This window comes from Protofrankia sp. CiP1_Cm_nod1, assembly GCF_920888515.1.
Lineage (GTDB): Bacteria > Actinomycetota > Actinomycetes > Frankiales > Frankiaceae > Protofrankia.
On record NZ_CAKKTM010000211.1, the window covers coordinates 1 to 12,287 of the forward strand.

Genomic DNA, 12,287 nt, shown 5'->3' on the forward strand with positions numbered 1-12,287 from the left:
ACCGCGGGACGGCGGTGGCCGTGGCGGTGGCCGTGGCGGTGGCCGTGGCCGTGGCCGTGGCCGGCTGGGCGGCGCTGCCGGGCCTGCGGCTCGACAGCGACTTCGCCTCGCTCGCGGCCGGCGCGTCCACCCTGAAGGACGCGCAGCATGTCGAGAGCGTCGTCGGCTCCTCCGGGGAGCTCTCCGTGGTGCTGCGCGGGGTGGACGTCACCAGCCCGGCGGCGGTGGAGTGGATGCGCGTCACCCAGCAGCGTCTCATCGCCGATCACGGTGACCGGCTGCGCCCGGTGGTCTCACCGCCCACGCTGCTGCAGTTCCTCGGGCCGGAGAGCACCGCCGAGCAGATCGGGGCGGCGCTGCGGCTGCTGCCGCCGTATCTGGCCGGCTCGGTGATCCGGGGCGACCACCAGGTCGCCACCATGGTCTTCGGGGTCCGCATGGACGACCTCGACGCGCTGCGGGCGTTGCGTGACGACATCGGCCGCGTCCTCGTCCCACCGCCGGGATTCCAGGTGGAGATCACCGGGCTGTCCATGGTGGCGGTGCGGGGCCAGGAGCTGCTCTCCTCCGAGCGGGTGCTCGGCAACCTGCTCGGGATCTCCGCGGCGGCGGCCGTGCTCGCGGTGGGGCTGCGCCGTCGCGGCGACGCCCTGCGGGCGCTGGTGGCCGCGGCGCTGGCGACCGGCGCCGGGCTGTTCCTGCTGTGGGCTCTCGGCATCCCGCTCAGCCCGGTCACCGTGGGACTGGGCTCGCTGACCGCCGCGGTGGGATGCGAGTTCACCGTACTGCTGAGCGAGGCGGCCCGCCGGGGCGGACGTGCGCTGCGCACCCCGGTGCTGCTGGCGGCGACCACCTCGGCGGTCGGCTATCTCGTCCTCGCCGCCTCCGATCTGGCCGTGATCCGGCAGTTCGGGGTGCTGCTCGCCGGCGCGGTGGGTCTCGCGCTCGCCGCCGCGGGGGTAGTCGTGGCGGTGGCGCATCCGCGATCCTCCGGGGTACGGCCTGAACCCGGGCCACGCCCAGTAGCGCACGAGTTGGTTGGAGTGAAGTAGATGCCTGCCGAAGCCGACACCGATGTCGAGCCGGACGCATTAGCCGAGGACGGTGGAGCCCCGGCCGCGGGGAGCGGCGGCGGGCCGGCCGGGGGCGAGCCCGCCGGGAGCCGGCCCGCCACGGACGAAGCGGCCAGGAACGGATCCGCCGCGGGCGAGCCGGCCAGGGACGACTTCGTCGAGCACGAAACTACGGAGAGTGAATCCGTCGAGGACGAGCCGGCCGGGGGCAAGCTCACGGCGGACGGGCCCACCAGGGACAAGCCCGTCAGAGACGATCTTACGGAGGGTGAGCCAGCCAGGGACGAAGGTACGGCGGACAAGCCCGGCAAGGACAAGTCCGCCAGGGACGAATCCGGCGGGGACGGCCTCGCGGAGAACGAATCCGCCAAGGACGAATCCGCCAAGGACGAGCCCGCCAAGGACGAACCCGGCAAGGACGAATCCGCCAAGGACGAACCCGCCAAGGACGAATCCGGCGGGGACGAATCCGGCGGGGACGAGCCGGGCGGGGAGAAGGCCCGGGCGAAGGACGACGCCGATGAGCCGGCCGGTGGGGATGGCGCCGACGAGCCCGCCGTGGACAGCGGCGAGCGCTCCCGCCTGCGCCGCGCCGTCGGCCGCGCGCGCCGCGTCCGCCCGCCCCGCTCGTTACGCGGGCGCATCGTGCTGGCGGCCGCCCTGGTCGTGCTGCTCGGCGGCGGGGTGGGCGGCTACCTGTGGCACGCGTCCCGCAGCCTGCCCGGCGGGGTCGCCTTCCGGGTCGCCGGCCAGGACATCACGGTCGACGACCTCGACCGCCGGGCCGAGACACTGCGCGCCCTCTACGGGATCCAGGCGCCGACCGACACCGCCAAGCTCGACACCTTCCGGCGCGACGTCGCCAAGTCCTACGCGGTCGGCATCATCCTCGACCGCGCCGCCACCGACACGAAGATCGTGATCGCGGACAAGGCGGCGCAGGACGCTCTGAGCCGGTTCATCGAGCAGCAGTACGGCAGCGGCAGCGGCGCCAGGGACCAGTTCGTCCAGGCGCTCGGCACCGTCGGCACCAACGAGCAGGCGGTGCTCACAGAGATCAAGCGCCAGCTTGCCATCAACCAGCTCTTCCAGCACGTCGCCGGCACGCCCGAGATCTCCGATGCCGAGCTGCACGCCCAGTTCGACCAGCACAAGGACGAGCTCGCCACCCCGGAACGCCGTGACCTGCGCAACATCGTCGTGTCGTCGCAGGCCGAGGCCGACCAGATCGTGCGGGACGCCGCCGCCGGCACGCCGTTCGAACAGCTCGCGCAGCAGCGCAGCCTGGACGGGAGCACCAAGGACAGCGGGGGCGTGCTCGGCGTCGTCAGCACGGACCAGCTCGATGCCGCGTACGCCCCGGTGGCGTTCGCCGCCCCGCCCGGTGGCGTGTTCGGCCCGGTCAGGACCCAGTACGGCTGGAACGTCGGCAAGGTGATCCAGGTCATGCCACCGGCCCCGGCCGTGTTCGACCAGGTCAAGGACAGCCTGCGTCAGCAGCTGCAGCTGGATCGCCAGCTCACCACCTGGCGGGACTGGATGGCCGGCGCCATCCGCAAGGCCCACGTCAGGTATGCCGACGGTTACCGCCCCGCGGATCCGGACTCACCGCCGCAGGTCAACGACGCCGCCAGCGCTTCTGTCCCGGCCCAGCAGCCCACCGCGCCACCGTCGGCGGGCGGCCGGTGAACCGGGAGCGGGACCGGGGACCGGCCTCGAGCCCACAATGGTGATCTCCGTCATCGTCCAGGCCGGCCTCGGTCTGATCGTGTTCGCGATCGGGCGGTGGGGGTACGGCAACGCCGAGGCCCTCGTCCACGTCCGGCCGTCCGACGACGACCGGGAGCGCCGGGTACGGGTGGCCCGCCGCGGCGCGGCCGCCTGCCAGGTGGCCGGGGCGCTCCTGGCACTGACGAACCTCCTCCTGCTGTTCTGAGAAGGTTGTCCTGAAAAAGATCCCCCACGCGGCCGGGACGCCCGGGGAACGCCTTCCCGGGCACCGGGGAACGGAACATCCCGGGCCCGGGAACACCGTGGCCCCGAACGTCCCGGCCGCGTCGAATCCCGCGGCTCCCGCCGGACTAACCCTTCCGCAGGTGGTTACGCGTCAACTCGGTGAGTAGCATGATCGCGCCGATCACGAACGCGAAGAAGACCAGGACGGCCTCCCAGTGGGCGCCGGCGGCCAGCACGATGACCGCCACGACGGCCAGCACCTGCAGCACGTGCTGGGCCCACCATCTGCGCAGCAGCAGCGCCGCGAGCGCGGCCAGGATTGCGGTGCCCACCCCCAGTGCGAGCAGGTCCTGCGGCTGTACCTGCTCGGTCGTGCGGACCGTGCCCTCGCCGAGCCGGTCGCTCAGGTCCTGCGCAGTGCGCTGGTCGGGGTCGCCGGCCAGCGCGTCCATCCCGGCCCACAGCGTGGTGAACCCCACGATCAGCCAGCACACGACGGCCACGCCGAGCAGCGCCGGGAAACCGCCGGGCCGACCGGCCGCGGCGCTTCGCACGGTGTCCCCGCTCGCTCCCGTCGGGCTGCTTTCCGCCGGGGCGCTTTCCGCCGCTGCCTGCGGCCGTTCCCCGCCGACGCGGTCGGGACGCGGACGCGGCCGCGTGGCCGGGGTGTCACGGTGCCGGGGTGGAGCTGCCATTGCCGTTCCTTTCCTCCGCCGAGGAACGAAAGTAACAGCCGGCCATGGCGCGGTACCGGGTGAAGTATTCCTATCGAGGTATCTAAACACCCCGCACGAGCGATGAGACGCGCGCCGGGCCGCAATAGCTTCTGTGGCCTGGCACACGATACGGGCCGCTGACCAAGCCGCTGTTCCCCGTCTACCGCGATCTTGTCGAGGGCAAGGACGCGGTGGTCTCCTGAAAGCCCGGAAAGGCGCGAGCTGATGATGAGGAAGGCAAGGGCCACCAGCCACGGCCCGGACGGCGTCAACGGCGTCAACCGAGGTCACACCGGAGAGATGACTGACATGCGTATAGTGATCAACCGCAGCAGGTGCAGCGGCCTGGGTATGTGCGAGTCGATAGCCGAGGACGTGTTCGAGGTCCAGAAAGACGGCACTCTCCGTATCCTGATCGAGGACGTCGACCCCGCCCGCCGTGAGGAGATCCAGAGCGCGGTGGATGCCTGCCCGACCGAGGCGCTGAAAATCGTCGACTGACAGCCGCGCCGGTTCACTGCGCTGGTTCGCCGCGCCGGTCCGCCGTCCGGGTGCGCGTAACCCCGCGGGCTGGCGGCGACGCGGCCCGCGGCGGGAACGGGCCGCCGGGACGCCCGTCACCAGTGCCGGGACCTGCTGAAGCGCCGGGCGGGCTGAGCCCGGCGGGGAGCCCGCGCGGCCGGTCACGGCACACCGGTCACGGCACACCGGTCACGGAGCAGGACGGCGCCGCGGACGTCGTCCTGCTCCAGCGCGTGGCCGGCTCTTCCGTGCCGGCGGTGACCTGTGTGCCGGCGGTGACCTGGCGGCGATGGACGCGGCACCCGGCCCGTCCCGCCCGCGCCGCCTCGCTCGCCGACGCGGCCCACCCGGCCGTGAAGGCACGGGAGACGTTAACCAGGCCCGGCCCACACGCTCGGCGCGGCCCGTGGCCCGCGCGGGCCTCATGGGCCCATACCCTGGAGGAGCATCCTTGACAGGGAATCCAGGACGATTGCCCGTGCCCCCGGCGAGCGGGGGACGGCCATATTGACCGCAGGCTTCCTCGACCGGGGCTGACATGCCGCGGGGTCATGCCGCGGGGCCATGAGGAAGGACACGATGACGTCGAACGGGAGCGGAACCGAGGCGGCGGCCTCACGCTACGCCGACTACGCCGCGCGCAGCCGGACCACCCAGCAGCACATCCTCGACGCCGCCGTCCAGGTCCTGATCGAGTCCGGCTACAGCGGCGCCTCCACACTGAAGATCCAGGAGCGCGCGGGAGTCAGCCGCGGGCGGCTCCTGCACCAGTACCCTCACCGGGACGCGCTCCTGGTCGCGGCCGTACAGCACATCGCCGAGGTGCGGATCTCCTCGACCCACGATCCCGCCAGCTGGCCCCGCTCGCCGCACGACCGCGTCGAGGCCGCCGTCGACGCGGTGTGGTCGACCTACCATCAGGGCTACTTCTGGGCGGCGACCGAGCTCTGGCTGGCCGCACGTTACAACGCGCGCCTGGCCGAGGCGCTCGTGCCCAGGGAGTCCGCCCTCGGCAACGTGATCAGGGCGGAGATCGACAAGATGTTCGGGCCCGAACTCGTCCGGCGCCCCAACTACACCGCTCTTCGCGAGATGCTCAACACGAGCATGCGCGGGGTCGCGCTGACATACTCCTTCGACCCGCGCGACCCGCTCACGGATCCCCACCTCAAGGTGTGGAAGTCACTGGCCCGCCGGGAGCTCGGACTCGACACCTGACGCGTGCGGGACGACGCTTGGCGCATGCAGAACATGCAGAACATGCAGAACATGCAGGACCATATATGACATGCAGGACATGCAGGACAAGGCCGCATGTAGGGCAAGGCGGGGGGCTCCTCGCCCATGCCGTCCACCGTCGCGGCCCACACGGGTTCATCGCCGGCCTGCGGGCGCGTCGCCGTGTTACCCGCGCCACGGCACACTTGCGAAGCGGCGGTCGTGGTCAGGGCCGGCCGGGAGGTCACTCCGGCGCAGCTGCGCGAGTTCCTCAGCGGCAAGGTCGCCGAGTGGTGGCTGCCGGAACGCCGGGCCTTCGTCGAAGGGATCCCGCGTATCTCCGTCGGGAAATTGGATAGGTGATTGGATAGGTGAACTGCGCGGCTGCGGATCCCGCTGTTGCCCGGCTCGTCCGTCCCGCATGCCGACGCGGTGGATGTTCCCTCCTTGGAGAGGGCAACAGTCCCCTGGCGAGAGATGCGGCCCGGCGCGCGGAAAGGCAGGATCTGTTCCCGGTACGCTGCCCGGCCCGGCTGTTCCCGGCGGCGTGCGCACCGGATATTCCTGGTCGGCACCGGTACCACTGGAAGGGCGCACTGGAAGTGCGTACCAGAAGGGCTCACCAGAAGGACGTGGTATGCCCTTCGGGGGATGTGGTATGCACGTTTTTGTTCGACGGGGCGCGTGCCGTACCGCGGAGATCATGATGGGCGAAGAAATTTATTCCGTATTCAGTGGCGGCCTGGCTTCAGATGGTCTGGGGCGACCGGCCCGGAACAGAAGGTGATCAGACCATGACGTCTTCCCGCCCGCGTCTTGTCGTGGTGGGCGCTTCCCTCGCCGGTCTGCGCGCCGTCGAGGCCGCGCGCCGCCACGGCCACGACGGCCCGGTCACACTGGTCGGCGCGGAGGAGCATCTGCCCTACGACCGGCCGCCGCTGTCCAAGGCGTACCTGGAGCCGGGGGAGCCGCCCGCCGTGGCGTACCGCGACGAGTCCTACCTGCGCGAACAGCTCGGTGTCGAGCTGCTGCTCGGCCTGCCCGCGAGCGCGCTGGACACCGAGGCGCGGACCGTCCTGGTGGGGGAGCGCCCGATCGGCTACGACGCGCTCGTCATCGCCACCGGCGCGCGCGCCCGCCAGCTGCCGGCGGGCGAGCGGCTTGCCGGCGTGCACACGTTACGGACGCTCGACGACGCGCTGGCGGTGCGGGCCGCGCTCGACGCGGGCGCGCGGACCGTGGTCGTCGGCGCCGGGTTCATCGGCTCCGAGGTCGCCTCCGGCGCGCGCCGGCGCGGGCTGCCGGTGACCATCGTCGAAGCACTGCCCACCCCCCTCGCCCGGGCGGTCGGCACGCGGATGGGGGCCGCCTGCTCGGCGCTGCACCAGGCGCACGGCACCGACCTGCGCTGCGGCGTCGCGGTCGACACCCTCCTGGGGAACGGCCAGGTCGAGGCCGTGCGGCTCGCCGACGGCACGGTGCTGCCGGCCGACCTGGTCGTGGCGGGGGTCGGGGCGAGCCCGCAGACCGACTGGCTGGCCGGCTCGGGCCTCACGATCGACAACGGTGTGGTCTGCGACGAGACGCTGTGGACCGGCGCCCCCGGCGTCTACGCGGCCGGCGACGTCGCGCGCTGGCCCAACCCGCTGTTCCCCGGGCACATGCGAGTCGAGCACTGGACCAACGCCGCGGAGCAGGGCACGCTCGCCGCCACGAACGCGCTGAACCCCGACGAGGCCAAGCCGCACGAGAGCGTCCCGTACTTCTGGTCGGACTGGTACGACCACCGGATCCAGTTCGTCGGCGTGCCGCGGGCCGACGAGGTCCAGGTGGTGTGGGGCAGCGTCGACGAGCACCGCTTCGTCGCCCTCTACCGGCAGGGCGACCGGCTCACCGGCGCGTTCGCCGTCAACGGGATACGAGAGATCATGAAGTATCGGATACAGATCGGCCGGCGTACCTCCTGGGCGGACGCCCTGGCGTTCGCGGCCGGCCGGCCGGCCGCGGCACCGGCGTCCACGTGAACGGGCTGGGCCTGCGGGTCAGGGGCGCAGCGCGTGCAGCACCATCGACTGCGCCGTGGTGATCAGCGTTTCGAGCGGCCCGCGGTCGGGATGCCACCACTCGGCGGCCCAGTTGAGGGCACCGAGCACGAGCATGCGGGCCAGCGGGGGATCGACGTCGGGGCGTAGCTGGCCGCTGGCCTGCAGGGCCGCCACGAGCTCACGCCAGATGTCGTTGTAGGCGGACACCTCCGCGAGCGCCCGCCGGCTGATGGCCTCGGGCAGCTGGTTGGCGTTACGGATGATCGCGTGCGAGTAGGCCGAGATCTCCAGTTCGTGACGCAGGTGCGCGGCCACGGCGGCGGCGATCCGCTCGGACGGGGTGGCGTCGGACGGCAGCGCGGCGAGAGCCTCCTCGAGATGCGTCCGCATCGCCGCCGCGCCGACGAACATGACCTCCTCGATGAGGTCCTCGCGCGACGGGTAGTAGTAGTAGATCGCCGGTGCCTGCACACGTGCCTGTGCGGCGATGTCCGACAGCCTGGTCCCGCTGAAGCCCTTGCGGCTGAGCACCTCCGCGGCCGCGTCCAGCAGCCGGCCGCGGGTGCGCGAGGACTTCGGCGTGGTCGCAGCCTTCGGCGTGGTCGCCGTCCGTCCCTCGCCCCCGGCGGCGTTTTTTGCCACGGTTCAATAATAGGCTGCTCCAGCGCCGCGTCCCGCGGATGAGCCGGCAGCTGACGGTGCCCCGCCATCGGCCGGTGGCCAAGCCGGCGACAGCGCGGCGACAGGGTGACGACAACGCGGTGACAAAGCTGTGACGGGGCGCGGCTGTCGGAGACCGGGGTTCGTCGGGTGGGGTTGTTCCGGCGCGGCGGGCACGTGGGGGAGGGTGCGACCACGCGCCCGCCGGGCGGTTACAGGATCTCGATGCTTGAGATCTTCCAGTGGCCGGCCTGGTTCTCCAGGATAAGGCCGAGGTGTGCCGGGCCGGAGGAGTTGGACTGCTGCGCCGACGCGCTCTTCGCGGCCTGGTCGGCCAGCACCAGCACGTCCGCGCGGCTGCCGTTGAGCGCTGTCACGCCGATGGCGCGGACGGTCGTGGTGACGGTGACCCCCCGGGTCGGGGCCTGCTGCAACAGCGGCCGGTAGAGCTGTTCGTACTGGTCGGTCGCGCGTCCGGTCAGGGAGTCCTTGGCGGCCTGCTCGGTGGTGGCGACGTTGCCCGGGTTGACCGTGAAGACCGTCTCCACGACCTTGCCGATGTCCTGGAGCAGGGCTGTCGTGGCGGCGGAGTCGACAAAGGCGTCATTGGTCGACATGGGATGACGGCCGGCCCGGTCCGCGTGCACGCCCAGCGCGACGGCCGCCGTGACCGCGGCCGCCAGGCCCGCCACGAGAGCCACGAGGACCTGGACGCGGGCGAGCGTGGGAACGGCGGGCGCGGGCAGCCGCCGCCGCCCGCCGCCACCGGGTGCGCCCGGCCCACCGGTGGCCGTCTCCAGGGCGGGCCCGTCCTGGTCCTCTCCGCCGGGGCTCTTCCCGTGGGGGGACGCCTCGGGGACGGCGGCCGCCTCGGACGCGTCAGGCGCACTGGACACGCCGGGCGTCCCGGATGTGGCCAGCTCGGAGGTGGCCAGCTCCGATGTGGCCAGCTCCGGTGTGGCCACACCGGACACGGCTGAAGCGTCCGGCACGCCCTCCCCGGCCTTGTGATCGACAGCGGGGTCGACGTCATGGTCGACGTCGTGGCCGGCCGTGAGGCCGGCATTGCCGTCGCTGTCGCTGTCGTGCCGCTGTCGATGAGACGACCGCCGCCCCGGTGCGGACGGATGCGTGCTGGCCCTGCCGGTCCGGGAACGGTGAGCGGATGTCACAGGGGCGTCCTTATGATCATTGAGCGGCCGGGTGATGTCATGTCCCCGCCGGGAGCGTCTGGATGGAGCTGAGCTTCCAGCCGCCGGCTGTCCGTGTCACCTCGCCGGTCAGGCGGGTGCGCTCGGTGGTGGCCGGCTGTCCTTCGGGGACCGAGCGGATCTCGATGACCGCGATCACCTTGGCGGTGCCGGCGCCACGGTCGAACGCGACGAGGCCGCCCTGGATGAGCCGCGCGGTGCTGACGGTCCTGGTGTCGATGATCGTTTTGGTGATCTCCGCCCGTTCCTGCTGGACCTTCTCCTGAAGCGGGCCTGTCGAGGCGTTGGCCCAGCGGTCCAGGCCTTCCGCCGGCTGACGGTAGTCCACCGTGTTGAATATGACCATGCTGTTCTGCCCGGCGGCTGTCGCGGCATCGCGGTCGGCCGTGAACGCCGCCTTCGCGTTGTCGCTGGATCTCGCCTGGCTCCACCAGCGCGCACCCTGCCAGGCGGACGCGGCCAGGGCGACGGCGAGCAGGCCCGCGAGCGCGAATCCCGCGATCAGGCGCACCCGGGGATAACGGGGCGCCGGGTCGTCCCGGCGGGCCCGGCGCGCCCGCCGCCGGCCGCCGGTGGGGCCGCCGGGCCGCGCCGGGTTCTCACCGGCCCCGGGGTGGCCAGCGGGCTGGCCCGGGGCCTGGTCCGCTACCTCTACCGGCTCCCGTTCCTGGTCCTGTACCTCTACCGGCTCCCGTTCCTGCCGGATGGTGGTGCCGCCCTCCGCGTCCTGGTCGTGGCCTTCGGCCTTCCCGTTGCCGGCGGTCCTGCGCGCGGTCAGTCGAAGCGCCATGACCGATGAGCCCTCCTGCCTGCCTGGCTGGCGACCGTGCTTTCGTACGCATCGGTCTGTTCAGCCGGTGTCGTGCCGACGCCGCGGCGTCCTCCGCCGGAGCCCGCCGTCCGTCCGGGGACAGCGAATCCTGAAAGTAGTCCGCTCCGCCCGTCAGTGGAATCTCTCTTGCGGAGAAGTTCCGCCCTTCTATGGGGTGACTGCCGACGGCGCGTGACGAGCCGCGGCATCGGCCGCAGCGGCCGTGGGAGCCGGGTGCCGAATCATCCGCGTGCCGGCGCGCGGGCCGGCTGCCAGGCCGCTTCCCGGTCCGGCGCGGGCTTTACGGCCCGTTCTCCCCGCCGGCCGGGGAGCCGGCGTTCCGGCTGTTATCCGGGTACCCGCTTCCGGGCCGTCGACATATTCAGCAGTTTTGTCAACAATAGTGATTGTTGTTTATTTGTTGATTGTCATTTACGGTGCCGTGTGATTTTTTGGCACCGTCATCCCGTCCCGTCACCCGTCTCATCACCTGTCCCGGCGCCGTTCAGCCGGCGGTGCCAGGACGGGTGTTCGCAGGGGAGACGCAGGTGGCGGGGTGTCGTCGGGGTGTCGTCGGGGTGGTGTCAGGGCATCGCCCGGACATCTGCTGTCATGGTGCATCCGGGGGTGGTGGGGCCGAGCCCCCCTGGTAGGGTGTGCTTTCCCCCTGTCCCACCCCAACGGGTAGGTCAATTCCTCCCCGGGGATGTCGCGACCATGCTCCCGCTGGAATAGGTTCATGGGCCAATAAAGATCCAATCCGTCTGGTGAATCTGGTACGGCGAGGTTCCGTACTCCGGTGAGTGCCTGAAAGCAACGGGAACCCGTTGACGACGGCACGGTGGGCCCGCGAGCACGATGCACCGCCGAGCTGATGCAGGGAGACAGATGACGCACCAGGTTGCGACCGGGCCCAGCCATCACCGCTCACGTTCCCGTCCCCTCGCCGCGAGTGTTATGACGAGGCTTCCACCGCTCCTTCAGCGCGTGGCCATCGACGTCGGGCAGAGCGGGCAGTTACTCGCGCAGCTGACGACCACGGCGGTACGCCAGCCACACGGGTACTGGGGGAGCACCCGCGACGAGATGTACGCGATGCTGCGCTTCTGCTGGCTGCCGTGCAGCCTCGCGGTCGGCGGCTTCACGTTCCTCATCGCGAACTACGCGTACGACCTGCTCAGCCTGCTCGGTGGGCAGAGCCGGATAGGCACCTACTTCGTGATGGCGAGTCTCCGGGAGATCTCGCCGTTCTGCACCGGGATGGCGGTCGCGGGCGTGATGGGCACGGCCATGACCGCGGACCTCGGCGCCCGGCGTATCCGGGAGGAGCTCGACGCGCTGAAGGTGCTCGGGGTCGACGCGACGCGGATGCTGGTGCTCCCCCGGGTGCTCGCCATCACGATCATGACGGTGGCCTTCACGATCATCGGTAGCGCGCTCGGCATCATCATGGCCATGATCTCCGCGACCGTGCTCGGCACGACGTCCGCCGGTGGCTACTTCGGCAGCTTCCTAGCGAGCCTGACCGCCCCTGAACTGGTCGGCGTTCTGATCAAGTCCACGCTCACCGGCCTGTTCATCGGCATCGTCTGCGCGCAGAAGGGGCTCACCGTGCGCGGTGGGTCGGAGGGCGTCGGGCGGGCCGTCAACGAGGCGGTGGTGCTGTGCTTCGCCGCCGTGTGGGTGATCAACTTCGTGGTGAACGCGACGATGCTCGGCCTGAACCCCGACATGCTGGCGAACCGGTGAGAGGCGTCCGACGATGACCGTGACCGACGAGCGGAAAGAGGCCGCGCCGGAGCCGGTAAGCAGCGGTGGCGGTGGTTTCGGCTCCTACAGCAGTGACCAGTCGCTGGTGAACGACCTCGGTGAGATCGCCAGGTTCGCGGTCGCCTCCGTGCGTCGTCTGCCGGGTGTGCGGCACTACGGCTCCGAGGTGCTGCGCCAGGCCGGGATCATGATTCTGTCCAGTTCCGGGATCATCTGGTTCATGATGGCGATGCTGGCCGCGGAGATCTCGCTGGAAGGCCACTATCTCCTCAGCCAGCTGGGCGCCGGCGGTTACACGGCGGTGT

The 12,287-nt window shown here is 71.3% G+C and carries 11 protein-coding genes and 2 pseudogenes; 9 read left to right on the plus strand and 4 right to left on the minus strand.

The features are described from left to right. From NBX02_RS09690 to NBX02_RS09700, 3 genes and pseudogenes are all read left to right on the plus strand, one after another. A pseudogene (locus NBX02_RS09690) lies at positions 1-1,052 on the plus strand (RND transporter); the annotation flags it as partial. Beyond that, on the plus strand, positions 1,053-2,762 hold the full coding sequence (locus tag NBX02_RS09695; protein WP_250291014.1) for a peptidyl-prolyl cis-trans isomerase: 1,710 nt from the start codon (positions 1,053-1,055) through the stop codon (positions 2,760-2,762). It begins immediately after the preceding pseudogene. A gap of 37 nt (positions 2,763-2,799) precedes the next feature. Continuing rightward, the gene (locus NBX02_RS09700; RefSeq protein ID WP_250285465.1) at positions 2,800-3,009 is read left to right on the plus strand and encodes a hypothetical protein; all 210 of its coding nucleotides are present in this window, start codon (positions 2,800-2,802) and stop codon (positions 3,007-3,009) included. A gap of 145 nt (positions 3,010-3,154) precedes the next feature. Here NBX02_RS09700 and NBX02_RS09705 read toward each other — a convergent pair whose 3' ends face one another. Beyond that, entirely contained in the window at positions 3,155-3,724 is a 570-nt protein-coding gene (locus NBX02_RS09705; RefSeq protein ID WP_250291016.1) for a hypothetical protein, read from the minus strand. Between the two features lie 249 nt (positions 3,725-3,973). Here NBX02_RS09705 and NBX02_RS09710 point away from each other — a divergent pair, with 249 nt between their 5' ends. The 4 genes from NBX02_RS09710 (at position 3,974) to NBX02_RS09725 (ending at position 7,509) form a co-directional block, all read left to right on the plus strand. Then, positions 3,974-4,246: a ferredoxin gene (locus NBX02_RS09710; RefSeq protein ID WP_250291019.1), complete on the plus strand. Its 273-nt coding sequence runs from the start codon at positions 3,974-3,976 to the stop codon at positions 4,244-4,246. A gap of 600 nt (positions 4,247-4,846) precedes the next feature. Further along, a complete protein-coding gene (locus NBX02_RS09715; protein ID WP_250285462.1) occupies positions 4,847-5,485 on the plus strand; it encodes a TetR/AcrR family transcriptional regulator in 639 nt (212 codons plus the stop codon). A 222-nt stretch (positions 5,486-5,707) separates the two neighbouring features. Further along, positions 5,708-5,848 (plus strand): hypothetical protein, encoded by a 141-nt coding sequence (locus NBX02_RS09720; protein WP_250285461.1) that lies wholly within the window; start codon positions 5,708-5,710, stop codon positions 5,846-5,848. A gap of 431 nt (positions 5,849-6,279) precedes the next feature. Next, positions 6,280-7,509: an NAD(P)/FAD-dependent oxidoreductase gene (locus NBX02_RS09725; RefSeq protein WP_250285460.1), complete on the plus strand. Its 1,230-nt coding sequence runs from the start codon at positions 6,280-6,282 to the stop codon at positions 7,507-7,509. An 18-nt stretch (positions 7,510-7,527) separates the two neighbouring features. Here NBX02_RS09725 and NBX02_RS09730 read toward each other — a convergent pair whose 3' ends face one another. The 3 genes from NBX02_RS09730 to NBX02_RS09740 form a co-directional block, all read right to left on the minus strand. After that, the gene (locus NBX02_RS09730; protein WP_250291021.1) at positions 7,528-8,172 is read right to left on the minus strand and encodes a TetR/AcrR family transcriptional regulator; all 645 of its coding nucleotides are present in this window, start codon (positions 8,170-8,172) and stop codon (positions 7,528-7,530) included. A 230-nt stretch (positions 8,173-8,402) separates the two neighbouring features. Next, entirely contained in the window at positions 8,403-9,362 is a 960-nt protein-coding gene (locus NBX02_RS09735; protein ID WP_250291023.1) for a hypothetical protein, read from the minus strand. Positions 9,363-9,399: 37 nt separating this feature from the next. Beyond that, on the minus strand, positions 9,400-10,191 hold the full coding sequence (locus NBX02_RS09740) for a hypothetical protein (protein ID WP_250285456.1): 792 nt from the start codon (positions 10,189-10,191) through the stop codon (positions 9,400-9,402). Between the two features lie 1,008 nt (positions 10,192-11,199). On the opposite strand from NBX02_RS09740, the gene NBX02_RS09745 reads away from it, so the two are divergent. Together NBX02_RS09745 and NBX02_RS09750 are read left to right on the plus strand one after the other, a co-directional pair. After that, positions 11,200-11,961: an ABC transporter permease gene (locus NBX02_RS09745; protein ID WP_250291024.1), complete on the plus strand. Its 762-nt coding sequence runs from the start codon at positions 11,200-11,202 to the stop codon at positions 11,959-11,961. Positions 11,962-11,974: 13 nt separating this feature from the next. Next, positions 11,975-12,287 (plus strand): annotated as a pseudogene (locus NBX02_RS09750) (ABC transporter permease); the annotation flags it as partial.